This is a genomic window from Ramlibacter alkalitolerans, assembly GCF_016722765.1.
In the GTDB taxonomy this organism is placed as follows: Bacteria; Pseudomonadota; Gammaproteobacteria; order Burkholderiales; family Burkholderiaceae_C; genus Ramlibacter; species Ramlibacter alkalitolerans.
Genome location: NZ_JAEQND010000009.1, coordinates 229,235 through 244,224, shown reverse-complemented (window position 1 = coordinate 244,224; position 14,990 = coordinate 229,235). Strand labels below are relative to the sequence as shown.

General features: G+C 69.4%; 14 protein-coding genes. 10 read left to right on the top strand and 4 right to left on the bottom strand.

Annotated elements, in window-relative coordinates; genetic code table 11:
* Positions 1–90: 90 nt before the first annotated feature.
* Positions 91–1,164: a BMP family ABC transporter substrate-binding protein gene (locus JI746_RS17670; RefSeq protein ID WP_201691373.1), complete on the bottom strand. Its 1,074-nt coding sequence runs from the start codon at positions 1,162–1,164 to the stop codon at positions 91–93.
* Positions 1,165–1,375: 211 nt separating this feature from the next.
* Between JI746_RS17670 and JI746_RS17665 the strand changes: the two genes are divergently transcribed.
* Positions 1,376–2,422 (top strand): UDP-glucuronic acid decarboxylase family protein, encoded by a 1,047-nt coding sequence (locus JI746_RS17665; RefSeq protein WP_201691372.1) that lies wholly within the window; start codon positions 1,376–1,378, stop codon positions 2,420–2,422.
* A complete protein-coding gene (locus tag JI746_RS17660; protein ID WP_201691370.1) occupies positions 2,419–3,402 on the top strand; it encodes a glycosyltransferase family protein in 984 nt (327 codons plus the stop codon). The genes JI746_RS17665 and JI746_RS17660 overlap by 4 nt, the downstream gene beginning before the upstream one ends.
* A gap of 85 nt (positions 3,403–3,487) precedes the next feature.
* Here JI746_RS17660 and JI746_RS17655 read toward each other — a convergent pair whose 3' ends face one another.
* From JI746_RS17655 to JI746_RS17645, 3 genes are read right to left on the bottom strand one after another with little or no spacing between them, the layout of a single operon-like run.
* Positions 3,488–4,087, bottom strand: a complete 600-nt coding sequence (locus JI746_RS17655; protein ID WP_201691368.1) for a histidine phosphatase family protein — start codon at positions 4,085–4,087, stop codon at positions 3,488–3,490.
* Complete coding sequence (locus tag JI746_RS17650) at positions 4,084–5,019, bottom strand: glycoside hydrolase 5 family protein (protein WP_201691366.1); 936 nt, start codon at positions 5,017–5,019, stop codon at positions 4,084–4,086. Before JI746_RS17650 ends, JI746_RS17655 begins: the two co-directional genes overlap by 4 nt.
* Before the next feature lie 7 nt (positions 5,020–5,026).
* Positions 5,027–6,184, bottom strand: a complete 1,158-nt coding sequence (locus tag JI746_RS17645; protein ID WP_201691364.1) for an inositol-3-phosphate synthase — start codon at positions 6,182–6,184, stop codon at positions 5,027–5,029.
* A 187-nt stretch (positions 6,185–6,371) separates the two neighbouring features.
* On the opposite strand from JI746_RS17645, the gene JI746_RS17640 reads away from it, so the two are divergent.
* The 8 genes from JI746_RS17640 to JI746_RS17605 are packed head-to-tail and all read left to right on the top strand — an operon-like array spanning position 6,372 to position 14,985.
* On the top strand, positions 6,372–7,487 hold the full coding sequence (locus tag JI746_RS17640; protein WP_201691362.1) for an NAD-dependent epimerase/dehydratase family protein: 1,116 nt from the start codon (positions 6,372–6,374) through the stop codon (positions 7,485–7,487).
* Positions 7,488–7,492: 5 nt separating this feature from the next.
* The gene (locus JI746_RS17635) at positions 7,493–8,581 is read left to right on the top strand and encodes an SDR family NAD(P)-dependent oxidoreductase (protein ID WP_201691360.1); all 1,089 of its coding nucleotides are present in this window, start codon (positions 7,493–7,495) and stop codon (positions 8,579–8,581) included.
* Positions 8,581–9,552, top strand: coding sequence for an MDR/zinc-dependent alcohol dehydrogenase-like family protein (locus JI746_RS17630; protein WP_236599916.1), 972 nt, complete (start codon positions 8,581–8,583; stop codon positions 9,550–9,552). Before JI746_RS17635 ends, JI746_RS17630 begins: the two co-directional genes overlap by 1 nt.
* Positions 9,549–10,559 (top strand): Gfo/Idh/MocA family protein, encoded by a 1,011-nt coding sequence (locus JI746_RS17625; protein WP_201691358.1) that lies wholly within the window; start codon positions 9,549–9,551, stop codon positions 10,557–10,559. Before JI746_RS17630 ends, JI746_RS17625 begins: the two co-directional genes overlap by 4 nt.
* Before the next feature lie 19 nt (positions 10,560–10,578).
* The gene (locus JI746_RS17620) at positions 10,579–11,673 is read left to right on the top strand and encodes a glycosyltransferase family 4 protein (RefSeq protein ID WP_236599915.1); all 1,095 of its coding nucleotides are present in this window, start codon (positions 10,579–10,581) and stop codon (positions 11,671–11,673) included.
* Complete coding sequence (locus JI746_RS17615; protein WP_201691354.1) at positions 11,664–12,824, top strand: CgeB family protein; 1,161 nt, start codon at positions 11,664–11,666, stop codon at positions 12,822–12,824. The genes JI746_RS17620 and JI746_RS17615 overlap by 10 nt, the downstream gene beginning before the upstream one ends.
* A complete protein-coding gene (locus JI746_RS17610) occupies positions 12,821–13,915 on the top strand; it encodes a CgeB family protein (protein ID WP_201691352.1) in 1,095 nt (364 codons plus the stop codon). The genes JI746_RS17615 and JI746_RS17610 overlap by 4 nt, the downstream gene beginning before the upstream one ends.
* The gene (locus JI746_RS17605; RefSeq protein WP_201691350.1) at positions 13,912–14,985 is read left to right on the top strand and encodes a CgeB family protein; all 1,074 of its coding nucleotides are present in this window, start codon (positions 13,912–13,914) and stop codon (positions 14,983–14,985) included. Before JI746_RS17610 ends, JI746_RS17605 begins: the two co-directional genes overlap by 4 nt.
* Positions 14,986–14,990: the final 5 nt, after the last annotated feature.

Here is a 14,990-nt window from a genome sequence, read left to right as displayed (position 1 = left end):
CCATCGGGCTTTGTCGTTTGCCGGCCATTCTCGCCTGCGGCACGCAAGCCCCGCAAGGCCCAGAAAGGAGGAGGCCCGCCGCGGGCCGGATCAGCGCGCGATGCGCCCCTGCACGCCCTGCACCAGGTAGTTCATCTCCAGGATCTGCGGATCGCTCAGGCTGCGGCCCGCTGGCACGACCGGCTTGCCCTGGTTGTCCGTGATCGGCCCGGCGAAGGGCTTGAGCCGGCCGGCCGCGATGTCCTGCTGGCGGGCCAGCACCTCCTGCTGCACCGCCTTGGGCACCTTGGGCCCGAAGGAGCCGACACGGATCATCCCTTCCTTCACCCCGCCCCACACGTTGCCGCTCTTCCACGTGCCGTCCAGGACGGCCTTGGTGCGCTGCTTGTAATACTCGCCCCATTGGTGCGTCACCGCCAGCAGCTGCGCCTGCGGCGCGACCTTGCGCATATCGGAGTGGTAGGCGATGGCGAGCTTGCCGCGCTCCTGCGCGGCCGCCATCACCGCGGTGGACGCGGTATGGAAGGAAACGAGATCGGCGCCCTGGTCGAACAGCGCCATGGCGGCATCGCGCTCCCGGCCCGGATCGAACCACGTGTTGAGCCACACGACCCTGACCTGCGCCTGCGGGTTCACGGAACGCATGCCCAGCGTGAACGCGTTGATCCCCTGCAGCACTTCCGGGATCGGGAAGCCCGCCACGTAGCCGGCCACGTTGGTCCGCGTCATGCGGCCGGCCGCGATGCCCGCCAGGTAACGGCCTTCGTAGTAGCGCGCATTCGCCGTCGCCACGTTGGGCGCCGTCTTGTAGCCGGTGATGGATTCGAACTTCACCTCCGGATGCTCCTGCGCCACCTTCAGCGTGGGCTCCATGTAGCCGAAGCTCGGCGTGAAGATCAGCTTGTGGCCGGTGGCGACCAGGTCGCGCAGCACGCGCTCGGCATCGGGGCCTTCCGCCACGTTCTCGACATACGAGGTCTTCACGCGGTTGCCGAAGGCCGCCTGCACGGCCTGCCTTCCTTCCTCGTGCTGGTGGATCCAGCCGGCATCGGTGACAGGCGCGACATAGACGAAGCCGACCTTGAGCGGCTCGACCTTCTGCGCCTGCGCGGGGAGGGAAAAAACGAGTGCCGCCCAGGCCAGGGCGGCGAGGTTTTTGTACATGGTGTTCCTCTACATGGCCCCGGGTTCAAGGCAAAAGAAAAGGCCGCCGGGGCGCGACCTCTCATCCGTTGTGCATTTTACGGCTTCGTCCTACGCAGAGCCGGCCACGGCCCCGCTGCGTGCGCCCACGAACAGCTTGAGTGTGCGTATAAAGAACGCCGAACCGAAGGCGACTTCGATTCGCCAGAATTCATCACGACAGGGAAAAGAAATGCGCAAGTACAACGGCCGCAGCACCGTCCTCGTCATGGGCGGAGCGGGGTTCCTCGGCAGCCATGTGTGCGACCGCCTCATCGCGCAGGGCCACCACGTGATCTGTGCCGACAACTTCTTCACCGGCACCAAGGACAACATCGAACACCTGCTCGACCATCCGCGCTTCGAACTGGTCCGCCACGACGTCTCGCTGCCCCTCTACGTGGAAGTCGACGAGATCTACAACCTGGCCTGCCCGGCCTCGCCGGTGCACTACCAGCACGACCCGGTGCAGACCACCAAGACCAGCGTGATCGGCGCGATCAACATGCTGGGCCTGGCCAAGCGCACGCACGCGCGCATCATGCAGGCGTCGACCAGCGAGGTGTACGGGGACCCGGCATACCACCCGCAGCCCGAAGGCTACTGGGGCAACGTCAACCCGATCGGCCCGCGCAGCTGCTACGACGAAGGCAAGCGCTGCGCCGAGACGCTGTTCTTCGATTACCACCGCCAGTACAACGTCGACATCCGCGTCTGCCGCATCTTCAACACCTACGGGCCGCGGATGCACCCGAACGACGGCCGCGTCGTTTCCAACTTCATCGTGCAGGCCCTCAAGGGCCAGCCCATCACCGTGTACGGCAAGGGCCAGCAGACGCGCAGCTTCTGCTACGTGGACGACCTGGTGGAAGGCTTCGTGCGCTTCATGGCGCTGGAAGGCCCCTGCCCCGGTCCGATCAACCTCGGCAACCCGGGTGAATTCACGATCCTCTCGCTGGCCAGGCAGGTGATCGAGCTGACCGGCTCCAAGTCCCGGATCGTATTTGCCGACCTGCCCGTCGACGACCCGGTGCGGCGCCGCCCGGACATCACGCTGGCGCAGGAAAAGCTGAACTGGGAACCGACGGTGCAGCTCGGCGAAGGCCTGAAGAAGACCATCACCTATTTCGACAAGCTGCTCACGCGCGTGACCGCGACGCACGATGCGCCCAACGTCAAGCCGTCCACGCGCCGAGTCACGCGCAACAACGGCGGGCGGCGGGCGGTGCTGGCGGCTTGAGCGGCGCGGCGACGCCCGACATCGCCGGCGACTGGTTCGCCGCGATGCGGCGCGGCGACTGGGAGGCCGCCTGGCGCGCCACCGACCGCATCGAACTCCCGCGCCGGGTCGCGCAGCGCGCTCCCGGCTTCGTCCGCGGCGAGAACCACCTGCGCTGGGACGGCACGCCGCCGGCGAACCGAACCGTGCTCGTGCGCTGCGAACACGGCCTGGGCGACACGCTGCAGTTCATGCGCTTCCTGCCGCTGCTGCGCGCCGCGCAACTCCACTTCATGGTCCAGCCGCAACTGCTGCGCCTGTTGCAGGGTGTGGCCGGGCTGGGCGACGTGCGCAACTACTGGACCGACGATCCGCTGCCGCCGCACGACGTCGATGTCGAGGTGATGGAACTGCCGTACGCGTTGCGCATGACGCTCGCGCGCCTGCCGCCGCCCCCTGCGCAGCTGCGTGAACGGTTGCCGCGCCCGGCAGGCCTGCCCCTGCGCGACGAGGGCCGGCTGCGCGTCGGCCTGTTGTGGGCGGCCAGCGATTGGGATGCGAGCCGCACCGTGCCGCTGCCAGCGCTCGCGCCGCTGTTCGCGCTGGAGGAAGTGCAGTTCTTCTCGCTGCAGCAAGGCGAGGCCGCGCGGGATCCGCTGCTGCAGCGGCTTCCCATCGCGTGCCTGTCGGCGCAGACCACGCAGGTCGAGGTGGCCGCGGCCGCGATGTGCGCGCTGGATCTCGTGATCAGCGTGGATGGCATGCCGGCCCATCTTGCGGGCACGTTGGGGTGCCCGACCTGGGTGCTGCTCAAGCGCGAGGCGGACTGGCGCTGGATGGAGGCGCGCGAGGACACGCCGTGGTATCCGACGATGCGACTCTTCCGGCAGCCGCGGGCGGGCGATTGGGCGGCGGTGGGGGAGCGGGTGGCGGCGGCCTTGCAGGAGGTGGCAGCTGGCCGCCGGCATCAGGCTTCGCGGCAACAGGTAGGCTGGTGGTGAGGTTTGCGAACCCCAGCGATAGCGAGCGCAGCGAAGCTGGGGTTCCGGCGCTTCGCGCGTCACCGCCAGCCTACGGGATCGCGAATCACGCCACCGGGCCCAACGAATTCAACAACCGCACCTGCCCCCAGTCGCTGCCCATCGCGATGACGCTCACCGAACATGGCGCGATGTCGAAGCTCTCCAGGTTGTCCAGCGACAGCCCCAGCACGTTCGCGACCATCGCCTTGATCACGTCGCCGTGCGACACCACGAGCACGTGCTGGTCCGGATGCGCCTGCACCAGCCTCCGCAATCCCGCCCCCGCACGCCGCGCCACTTCGCGGAAGGGCTCGCCCCCCGGCGGACGGGCGCTGCCGCGATGCGCCAGCCAATCCTTCCAGGCCTGCTGTTCGCGCACCTCTTCGAAGGTGCGCCCCTGCCACTCGCCCAGGTCCACCTCGTCGAAATCCGCTTCGATGCCGATCGGCAGGCCCCGCGCCGTCGCGAGCGGCTGCGCCGTCTGCTGCGTTCGCGGCTGCGGGCTGCAGCAGATCGCGTCGAGCGTGACGCCCGCCAGGCGCTGCACCAGCGCTTCGGCTTCCTGCCGGCCCTGCGCGTTCAGCGCAACCTCCGGCTGCCGGCCGGCGAATCCGCGCCCCAGCCAGTCGTGCGCCGCGTGGCGCACGACGTAGAAGGTCGTCACGCCACCGCGGCCAGCGGGCTCTCCTGCTCCACCGGCGTCGCGCTGCCGCCGACGTAGCGCCGCACCATGCGGCCGCAGAACTCGGCGAATTCCTCGGGCACCTGCGGCGCGCTGGTGTGGTGCGGCTGCAGGCCGCGATGCTCCGGCGTGAAGCAGAAGGTCACGGTCACGTCGAAATCCTCCAGCGCCAGCATCTGCCGGTCGAACCAGGCATCGGCGTCGGGCCGGAAGCTGTCGGCCCACGACAGGCCGGTGCGCAGCTTCTTCACGCCCAGCTTCTTGAGCCAGCGCACGGCATCCTCGAGCCGATGGTCCTCGTAGTGGAACCACTGGCAGATGCCCAGGTCCGGCGTGCAGTCGGCAAAATGCCGGCAGGCGAGCTTGGGCGTTCCGTCCTCGCGCAGCAGTCCCATGTAGTAGTGCCGGTAATAGCTGGAGCCTTCCGCCTCGCGGTGGCGCGTCGTGGCCGGCCAGGCCTTGGGCAGGTCGTACAGCGAATACCAGTGGATGCGCGGCACGCGCCCGCGCAGCAGTTCGGCGGTGCGCTTGAGGCCGAACTCCTGCACTTCCTCGGCGCCGAAGGTCGAGACGCCGACTTCCGTCACCCACACCGGCAGGTGCGTGACGGCCTCGATCTCGGCGATGCGCTCCGGCCAGATGTGGATCTGCCAGTGGTTCCAGTCCAGCGGGAAACCATGCACGGCCACGGCGTCCACCGCTTCGAGCACGCCCTGCCCCGCCAGGTTCTGGATGAAGCCGGGGTCGATCGGCGAGATGCCGCCCAGCACCTTGGTGAGTTGCGAGGATTCGGCCTTCACCGCCGCGCTCGCGAGTTTCACCAGTTCCGCGTACTTCACCCAACCGGGGTCGACTTCCGGATCCCAATGCGACTTGTTGTTCGGTTCGTTCCAGAACTTGACGGCTTCGATCATGTTGGGCTCAAAGGTCCTTCTGCAGGGTGGGCAGCTTCTTGCCGACGGCGGGCGCGCCACCGCCGGCGCGCCGCTTCGGTTTGGCGGCGACTTCCTCGTCGCCGCGGATGAACGCCTCGACCAGCTCGCGCGCTTCGTCGTCGGTGAACTGCAGGGGCGGCGACTTCATGTAATAGCTCGAAGGGCCGTTGAGCGCGCCTCCGATGCCGCGGTCGAGTGCGATCTTCGCGCAGCGGATCGCATCGATCACCACGCCGGCGGAATTGGGGGAATCCCACACTTCCAGTTTCAGCTCGCAACTGAGCGGAACGTTGCCGAACGCAGTGCCTTCCATGCGGATGAAGGCGAACTTGCGGTCGGCAAGCCACGGCACGTAATCGCTCGGGCCGACGTGCACGTCGTTGGACTTCATCGGATGTCCGAGCTGGCTGGTGACGGCCTGCGTCTTTGAGATTTTCTTGGAGGCGAGCCGTTCGCGCTCCAGCATGTTGAGGAAGTCGGTATTGCCGCCGACGTTCAACTGGTAGGTGCGGTCGACGCGCACGCCCCGCTTGCGGAACAGGTCGGTGAGCATGCGGTGGACGATGGTCGCTCCCACCTGCGACTTGATGTCGTCGCCGATGATCGGCAGCCGCCGCTGGGCGAAGCGCTTGTTCCAGTACGGCTGCGAAGCAATGAACACGGGGATGCAGTTCACGAAACCGCAGCCGGCTTCCAGGATCTGCTCGACGTACCACTTGGTCGCCATTTCCGAGCCGACCGGCAGGTAGGAAACGACGACATCGGTCTTCGTCGCCTTCAGGATGCCGATGATGTCGTCGGTGCTGCGGTCCGACTTCGGCACCACATCCTTCAGGTAAGTGCCCAGCCCGTCGTGCGTCATGCCGCGCGAGACCGGCACGCCCAGGTGCGGCACCTCGGCGAAGCGCAGGGTGTTGTTCGGCTCGGCGAAGATCGCTTCGCTCAGGTCGAGCCCGACCTTGTGGGCACTGACGTCGAAGGCTGCGGTGAACTCGATGTCGCCGGGGCGATAGCCAGCCAGGTCCACGTGCATCAGGCCGGGCACGAAATCGTCGGCCTGCGCCTCGCGATAGAACTCGACGCCCTGCACCAGCGACGATGCGCAATTACCCACGCCGATGATGGCGACCCGGATCTTGCCCATGGCTTTTCTCCCTTTTTCGTTGATCCTTATCTGCGGCCGTGGCGAGCGTGGCTCAGCGAGGCGGGAAGGCATCGTACAAACAATCTGCTCAGCCGTGGGTCGTTTTCAAAATTTCGTCCAAAACGGCCCCGTCGGTTGAGCCATCCACCTAACATGTTGAATCCACAACAACGAGGAAAGCCACTCGATGCAGAAAGTACTGATCACGGGAGGCGCTGGTTTCATCGGTTCGCACCTGGCCGACGAGTTGCTGGCGCATGGCTATCACGTCCGGGTCCTGGATGCGCTCGACCCGCAGGTGCACGGCGACAGCCGCCGGCGCCCCGACTACCTCGCGAAGGATGTGGAGCTCGTCGTCGGTGATGTGAACGATCGCGATAAGGTCGATCAGGCGCTGCAGGGCATCGACGCCGTGTACCACTTCGCGGCCGCGGTGGGCGTCGGCCAGAGCATGTACGAAGTCGCACACTACACGCGCGTGAACAACCTGGGTACCGCGGTCCTGCTCGAAGCCCTGGTGAAGAATCCGGTGGAGCGGCTGGTCGTGGCATCGAGCATGAGCCTGTACGGCGAGGGCCTGTACCGCGGTGCGTCCGGCCTGCCGCGCACGGTGGGCGAGCGCACGCTGGAGCAGTTGAAGGCCGGCCAGTGGGAATTCCCCGGTGAAGCCGGCAGCGCGTTGGAGCCGATGCCCACGCCGGAGACGAAGCAGCCTGCGCTGGCCTCCGTGTATGCGCTGTCCAAGTACGACCAGGAACGGCTGTGCCTCATGATCGGCCGTGCCTACAACATCCCCACCGTGGCGCTGCGCTTCTTCAACGCCTACGGGCCGCGGCAGGCGCTGTCGAATCCGTACACCGGCGTGCTCGCCATCTTCGCCGCGCGGCTGTTGAACAACAACCCGCCGGCGATCTTCGAGGACGGGCTGCAGCAGCGCGACTTCGTCAGCGTCTACGACATCGCGCGGGCCTGCCGCCTCGCGCTCGAGACGCCCGAGGCCGCCGGTGAAGTCTTCAACGTCGGCAGCGGCCAGCCGCAGACGGTGCGCGAGATCGCCGCCAAGCTGGCCAAGGTCGTCGGCAAGGAACAGGTCCGGCCCGAGATCCTGGGCAAGTACCGGGTCGGCGACATCCGCCACTGCTATGCCGACATCAGCAAGGCCCAACGGGTCCTCGGCTTCACGCCGCAGGTCCGGCTGGAAGACGGCCTGGTCGAACTGTCCTCCTGGCTGGCCAGCCAGGCCGCCGTCGACCGTGTGGCGCAGGCCAGCGCCGAACTCAGCGCCCGCGGCCTGACGGTGTGAAGACGATGACGACTCCGACGACCCCCACCACCCTGATCACCGGCGGAGCCGGCTTCATCGGCTCCAACCTCGCGCACCGCCTGCTGTCCGCGGGCCGGCGCGTGCGCGTGCTCGACAACCTGTCGCGTCCCGGCGTGGAGCAGAACCTGCAGTGGCTGCGCCAGCAGCACGGCGAGCTGCTGGAGTTCGTGCGTGCCGACGTGCGGGACGCCGCGGCGGTGGCCAAGGCCGTTTGCGGCGTGCAGCAGATCTTCCACTTCGCAGCGCAGGTCGCGGTGACCACCAGCCTGGAGAACCCGCAGGAAGACTTCGCGGTCAACGCCATCGGCACGCTCAACGTGCTGGAGGCAGCGCGGGCGCGCCCGGTCGCACCGGCCATCGTGATGACCTCCACCAACAAGGTCTACGGCGGGCTCGAAGACCTGGAGCTGTCGGTGCAGGGCCAGCGCTACCTGCCGGTGGACGCGGAGGTCACGGCCCGCGGCATCAGCGAGCAGCGGCCGCTCGATTTCCACAGCCCCTACGGCTGCTCCAAGGGCACGGCCGACCAGTACGTCGTCGACTACGCGCGCAGCTACGGAATGACCACGCTGGTGTTCCGCATGAGCTGCATCTACGGCCCGCGCCAGTTCGGCACCGAAGACCAGGGCTGGGTCGCGCATTTCATCCTGCGCGCCCTGCGCGGCGAGCGCATCACGCTGTACGGCGACGGCATGCAGGTGCGCGACGTGCTGTTCGTCGACGACCTGGTCGACGCCTTCCTGCTGGCCGAACAGAACGCGGCGCGCCTGAAGGGCCGCGCCTTCAACATGGGCGGCGGGCCGGGCAACGCCATCAGCCTGCAGGACCTGCTCGATCGCATCGCGCAGCTGCACGGCAAGCGCCCGCCGGTCTCGCTCGACGCCTGGCGCACCGGCGACCAGCGCTACTACGTCTCCGACACGCGCGCGTTCCAGCGCGAGACGGGTTGGCAAGCCAAGGTGGCCGCCGAGGACGGCATAGCGCGCCTGTACGAATGGCTGGCCGCGCGGCTGGCGCAGGAAAAGCGCGGCACGCCGGCGCCGGCGGCGCGCGTGGCGGCAGGAGCGCACTGATGGGGGTGGGTCCCATGCATGCAGGGGTGATCTCCGCCCCGGGGCAGGCGGCCGTCCACAGTGTCGAAGCGCCGGAGCCGGGGCGGGGGCAGGTGCTGGTCCGGCTCGAGGGCTCGGGGGTGTGCGCCTCGAGCCTGCCGCTGTGGGAAGGCCGCGAATGGTTCAACTATCCGCAACCGGCGGGTGCGCCCGGGCATGAAGGCTGGGGCCGCGTCGCCGCGATCGGCGAAGGCGTCGCCGGCCTGAACGAAGGCGACCGCGTCGCCGCCCTCACCTACCGCGCGCATGCGGAGTACGACATCGCCGAAGCCACGGCCGTGATCAGGTTGCCCGAGGCGCTGGCGAACAAGCCCGTGCTCGGCGAGCCGCTCGGCTGCGCGACCAACATCTTCCAGCGCAGCGAGATCCGCGCCGGCCAGACGGTGGCGATCGTCGGCATCGGATTCCTGGGCGCCTTGCTCACGCAGCTCGCCAAGCACGCCGGCGCCCGCGTCATCGCGCTGTCGCGCCGCCCCTTCTCGCTGGAGTTCGCCCGCCAGGCCGGCGCCGACGAGACGCTGCTGCTGGACGACCACTGGAAGATCATCGAGAAGGTCAAGGCGCTCACCGACGGCAGGTTCTGCGAACGCGTGATCGAGTGCACCGGGCTGGAGTGGCCGCTGAACCTGGCCGGGGAGCTCTGCGCCGAACGCGGCCGGCTCGTCATCGCCGGCTACCACCAGGACGGCCTGCGCCAGGTCAACGTGCAACTGTGGAACTGGCGCGGCCTCGACGTCATCAACGCCCACGAACGCGATCCGCAGGCCTACGTGGCGGGCATGAAGCGCGCGGTCGAATGGATGACGCAGGGGATCATGGATCCCGCGCCGCTCTACACGCACCAGCTGCCGCTCGACCGCCTCGGCGAAGCGCTGGAACTCACGCGCACCCGGCCCGACGGATTCATGAAGGCGCTGGTCCTCACGTCATGAGCAACACCCGGAAGAACAACGATTCCCTTCCCCGCCTCGCCTTCCTCGGTCTCGGCTGGATCGGGCAGCACCGCATGCAGGCGCTGCTCGAGGAGCAGGCCTGCCGCGTGGTCGCCGTGGCGGATCCGTCCGAGGCCGTCCGCGCGCGCGCCCGCGAGCTCGTGGCCGATGCGGCGATCGCCACCACGCTGGACGAACTGCTGCAGCACGAACTCGATGGGGTGGTGATCGCCACGCCGAGCGCGCTGCACGCCCAGCAGGCCCTGCAGGTGCTGGAGCGCGGGCTGGCCGTGTTCTGCCAGAAGCCGCTGGCGCGCACGCAGGCCGAGAATGCCGCGATCGTCGAGGCGGCCCGCAAGGCCGACCGGCTGCTGGGCGTCGACCTGTCCTATCGCCACACCGAGGCCATGCGGCGCATCCGCAATGCCGTCGTCGAAGGCGAGCTGGGCCCCGTGTACGCGGCGGACCTGGTGTTCCACAACGCCTACGGGCCGAACAAGGGCTGGGCCCGTACGCCGGCGCTGGCAGGCGGCGGCTGCGCGATCGATCTCGGCATCCATCTCGTCGACCTCGCCCTGTGGACGCTCGGTTTCCCCGAGGTGGAGCGGGTGACCAGCCGGCTCTACGCGAATGGCCAGCTGCTCGCTCCGGGCAGCGAGACCTGCGAGGACTACGCCGTGGCGGAACTCGCGCTCGCCAGCGGGGCGGTCGTGCGCATCGCCTGCTCCTGGAACATCTCGACCGGGCGCGACGCAGTGATCGAGGCGCACTTCCACGGCAGCAAGGGCGGCGCCGCGATGACCAACGTCGACGGCTCCTTCTTCGACTTCGCGGCGGCGCGCTTCGAAGGCACGCGGCGCATCCCGCTGGCCGATCCACCGGACGCCTGGGGCGGCCGCGCCATCGTCGACTGGGCGCGGCGGCTGGCGGGCGGCGCGCGCTACCAGAACGCCATCGAAAGCATCGTGCAGGTGGCATCGGTGCTGGACCGCATCTATGGCCGCTGAGCGTCCGCTGCGGGTCCTGATGACGGCAGACACCGTCGGCGGTGTCTGGACCTATGCCGTCGAACTGGCGCGCGCCCTGGACGCGCGCGGCATCGAGGTCGCGGTGGCCTCGATGGGCGCGCCGCCGACGGCACACCAGCGCCAGGCGCTGTGCGACTTCTCGCGCGTGAAGCTGTTCCCCTCGGCCTACAAGCTCGAATGGATGCAGGACTGCTGGCAGGACGTCGACGCCGCCGGTGCCTGGTTGCTGCGGCTCGAGCGCGAGTTCGATGCCGACCTGGTGCACCTGAACCAGTTCGATTTCGGCGCCCTGCCGTTCCGCGCACCCACGCTGGTCGTCGCGCATTCCTGCGTGCTGTCCTGGTGGCGCGCGGTGCATGGCAGCGCCGCCCCCCCGGAGTGGAACCCCTACCGCACGCGCGTCACGCAGGGCCTGGCCGGCGCGGCGCTGGTCGCGGCGCCCACGCGGGCCATGCTGGCCACGCTGGCCGAGAACTACGGCTTCGACGGTGCCAGGGGCCTGGTCCTGCCGAACGCGGCGGACGCCGAGCGCTTCACACCGGCCAGCAAGCAGCCCTTCGTGCTCGCGGCAGGCCGTTTCTGGGACGCTGCCAAGAACCTGGCGGCACTGGACCAGGTGGCGCCGCAGCTCCCCTGGCCGGTGAAGGTGGCCGGGGCCTGGCAGCATCCGGAGGGCGGCGCGACGGTGGCGCAGCACGTGCAATGCCTGGGCGAACTGCCGCGGGCGCAACTCGCGCACGTGCTGGCGCAGGCGGCCATCTATGCGCTGCCGGCGCGCTACGAACCTTTCGGCCTGTCCGTGCTGGAAGCGGCGCTCAGCGGCTGCGCGCTGGTGCTGGGAGACATCCCCAGCCTGCGCGAGACCTGGGGCGACGCCGCCGTCTACGTGCGCCCGGACGACCACGCCGGCCTGCAGGCCGCGCTGCTGCGCCTGATCCAGCAGCCTTCCGAGCGCGCCCGGCTCGCCGCCGCCGCCCACACGCGCGCCGGCCGCTTCACGCCGGCGCGCCAGTGCGCGGCCTACCTGCAAGCGTATGCGCGGCTGGTCCCGCGCTTCGCCGCGAGCGCCACGGAGGAAGCGGCATGCGCGTGATCGTCTTCTGCCACTCGCTGCAGTCCGACTGGAACCACGGCAACGCGCACTTCCTGCGCGGCGTCTGCGCCGACCTGATCGCGCGCGGGCACTTCGTCGAGGTCTACGAGCCGGCCGATGCGTGGAGCGTGACCCAGCTCGTGGCCGAACACGGCGCGACCCCGCTGAAGGGTTTCGCCCGCGCCTATCCGCAACTCCACAGCAACCGCTACCCGCCCGGGACCCTCGATCTCGATCTCGCCCTGGCCGACGCCGACCTGGTTCTCGTGCACGAGTGGAACGAGCACGCGCTGGTGCAGCGCATCGGCGAGCACCGCAAGGCCAATCCCCACTACCGCCTGCTGTTCCACGACACGCACCACCGCGCCGTGACCGCGCCCGAGAGCATGGCCGCCTACGACCTGCGCCACTACGACGGCGTGCTGGCCTTCGGCAGCGCGATCCGCGACCTCTACCGCGCCAAGGGCTGGGCCGAGCGGGCCTGGACCTGGCACGAAGCCGCCGACCCTCGCGTGTTCCGGCCGCTGCCCGGCGAGCCGCGCGAAGGCGACCTGGTCTGGATCGGCAACTGGGGCGACGAGGAACGCACGGCCGAACTGCACGAGTTCCTGCTGGGGCCCGTGCGCAGCCTGGGCCTGAAGGCGCGCATCCACGGGGTGCGCTATCCGGAGCATGCCTTGCAGGCGCTGGGAGACGCCGGCATCGCCTATGGCGGCTGGCTGCCGAACTACGAGGCACCGCGGGTGTTCGCGCGCTACGGCGTCACCGTGCACGTGCCACGCCGCCCCTACGTGCAGGCCCTGCCGGGCATCCCCACCATTCGCGTCTTCGAGGCGCTGGCCTGCGGCATCCCGCTCGTCTGTGCGCCCTGGGACGACTGCGAGGGCCTGTTCGAGCCGGGCGAGGACTACCTGGTGGCGCGCAACGGCAACGAGATGCGAGGCCACCTGCACGACGTGCTGCACCAGCCGCGGCTGGCGCAGGCCTTGGCCGAACACGGCCGGCGCACCATCCTCGCGCGCCACACCTGCGCCCACCGCGTCGACGAACTGCTGGACATCTATGCGGAGATCGCGCCCGCGCAGTCGCAGGCCGCGCCGCCCGCAGGCGCGCTGAACACAACGAAGCCACAGGGAGAGCCCCAACGATGAAGATCGCGTTCTTCGCCTCCAGCCTGGTGTCGGCCTACTGGAACGGCGCGGCCACCTACTACCGCGGCATCGTGCGCGCGCTGCACGAGCGCGGACACGAGGTGACCTTCTTCGAGCCGGATGCCTACGACCGGCAGAAGCACCGCGACATGGCAGATCCGCCCTGGGCGAAGGTGGTCGTCTACCCGGCGCAGACCGAGGCCGAGGTGCTGACGACGGTGGAACAGGCGCGCGGTGCGGACCTCGTGGTCAAGGCCAGCGGTGTCGGCGTGCACGACGCACTGCTCGAACGCGCGGTGCTGGACCTGCAATCGCCCCGCACCCTGGTCGCGTTCTGGGACGTCGATGCGCCGGCCACGCTGGACCGCGTGCATGGCGACGCGGCCGATCCCTTCCTGCCGCTGATCCCGCGCTACGACCTCGTCCTCACCTATGGCGGCGGCGAGCCGGTGCGCCAGGCCTACCTGGCGCTGGGGGCGCGCGACTGCGTGCCGATCTACAACGCGCTCGACCCGAGCACGCACCATCCGGTGCCGCCCGAGCCGCGCTTCGAGTGCGACCTCGCCTTCCTCGGCAACCGCCTGCCGGATCGCGAAGCGCGGGTCGAGGAGTTCTTCCTGCGCGCCGCCGCGGAACTGCCGGAAAAGCGCATGCTGCTCGGGGGCAGCGGGTGGGGCGACAAGGGGCTGCCGGCCAACGTGCGCTACCTGGGCCACGTCTACACCGCCGACCACAACGCCTTCAACTGCACGCCGCGGGCGGTGCTGAACGTCAGCCGCGAAAGCATGGCCCGCTACGGGTTCTCGCCGGCCACGCGCGTGTTCGAGGCGGCCGGTGCCGCCGCCTGCCTGATCACCGACGCCTGGGAGGGGCTGGAAACCTTCTTCGAGCCCGGGCGCGAAGTGCTCGTGGCGCGCAGCGGCGACGAGGTGGCGCAGCACGTGGCGTCGCTGGATGCACAACGCGCGCGCGCGATCGGCCAGGCCGCGTACCGGCACGTGCTGGCCGAGCACACCTATGCGCATCGCGCAGCGCAGTTCGACGCCGTGCTGCAAGGCTGCCGCACCGCGGCGGTCGCGGAGGCCGCATGAAGATCGTCATCCTCGGCCTGTCGATCACGTCCTCGTGGGGCAACGGCCACGCGACCACTTACCGCGGCCTGGTGCGCGAACTGGCGCGGCGCGGCCACGAGCTCCTGTTCCTGGAACGCGACGTGCCCTGGTACGCGTCGCACCGCGACCTGCCCGAACCGCCGTGGGGCACGACCGTCCTGTACGGCAGCCTCGAGGAACTGCAGGGGCAGCATGTGGAGGCGGTGCGCGACGCCGACCTGGTGATCGTCGGCTCCTACGTTCCCGACGGCGTGCGCGTCGGCGACTGGGTGCAGCAGGAAGCGCGCGGCGTCACCGCCTTCTACGACATCGACACGCCGGTGACGCTCGCCAAGCTGGACCGGGGCGACTTCGAGTACCTGCACCCGCGCCAGATCGCGCACTACGACCTGTACCTGTCCTTCACCGGGGGCCCGACGCTCGAGCGCCTGGAGCGCGAGTTCGGCTCGCCCTGCGCCCGCGTGCTCTATTGCTCCTTCGATCCGGAGCTGTACTTCCCCGAGCCACAGGAGCCTGAATGGGACCTCGGCTACATGGGCACGTACAGCGACGACCGGCAGCCGAGCGTGCAGGCCTTCCTGCTAGCGCCGGCGCGCGCGCGCCCACAGGGCCGCTTCATCGTCGCGGGCCCGCAGTACCCCGAGACCGAACTGTGGCCCGCCAACGTGCAGCACGCGCCGCACCTGCCACCGGCGGAACACCGGCGCTTCTACAACCGCCAGCGCTTCACGCTCAACGTGACGCGCGCCGACATGATCCGCGCCGGCTGGTCGCCCAGCGTGCGCCTGTTCGAGGCCGCGGCCTGCGGCACGCCGATCCTCAGCGACCGCTGGCCGGGCATCGAGTCGCTGCTGGTGCCGCACCAGGAGATCCTGCTGGTGGACCGCACGATCGACGTGCTCGACATCCTGCAGCGCTTCGGCGAGCAGGAGCGGCTGCGCATGGCGGAACGCGCGCGCAAGCGCATCCTGGCGCAGCACACGGCGGCCCACCGCGCCGAGGAACTGGAGGCCCATGCGGCGGCGCTCCTGAGCGGCGTGGCGGCGTAGGCACG

Excerpts from the sequence above, each read along its gene's own strand:
- JI746_RS17610 (WP_201691352.1), top strand. The coding sequence starts at position 12,821 with ATGAAGATCGCGTTCTTCGCCTCCAGCCTGGTGTCGGCCTACTGGAAC.
- JI746_RS17605 (WP_201691350.1), top strand. The coding sequence starts at position 13,912 with ATGAAGATCGTCATCCTCGGCCTGTCGATCACGTCCTCGTGGGGCAAC.
- JI746_RS17635 (WP_201691360.1), top strand. The coding sequence starts at position 7,493 with ATGACGACTCCGACGACCCCCACCACCCTGATCACCGGCGGAGCCGGC.
- JI746_RS17630 (WP_236599916.1), top strand. The coding sequence starts at position 8,581 with ATGGGGGTGGGTCCCATGCATGCAGGGGTGATCTCCGCCCCGGGGCAG.
- JI746_RS17625 (WP_201691358.1), top strand. The coding sequence starts at position 9,549 with ATGAGCAACACCCGGAAGAACAACGATTCCCTTCCCCGCCTCGCCTTC.
- JI746_RS17665 (WP_201691372.1), top strand. The coding sequence starts at position 1,376 with ATGCGCAAGTACAACGGCCGCAGCACCGTCCTCGTCATGGGCGGAGCG.
- JI746_RS17640 (WP_201691362.1), top strand. The coding sequence starts at position 6,372 with ATGCAGAAAGTACTGATCACGGGAGGCGCTGGTTTCATCGGTTCGCAC.
- JI746_RS17645 (WP_201691364.1), bottom strand. The coding sequence starts at position 6,184 with ATGGGCAAGATCCGGGTCGCCATCATCGGCGTGGGTAATTGCGCATCG.
- JI746_RS17615 (WP_201691354.1), top strand. The coding sequence starts at position 11,664 with ATGCGCGTGATCGTCTTCTGCCACTCGCTGCAGTCCGACTGGAACCAC.
- JI746_RS17650 (WP_201691366.1), bottom strand. The coding sequence starts at position 5,019 with ATGATCGAAGCCGTCAAGTTCTGGAACGAACCGAACAACAAGTCGCAT.
- JI746_RS17620 (WP_236599915.1), top strand. The coding sequence starts at position 10,579 with ATGACGGCAGACACCGTCGGCGGTGTCTGGACCTATGCCGTCGAACTG.
- JI746_RS17670 (WP_201691373.1), bottom strand. The coding sequence starts at position 1,164 with ATGTACAAAAACCTCGCCGCCCTGGCCTGGGCGGCACTCGTTTTTTCC.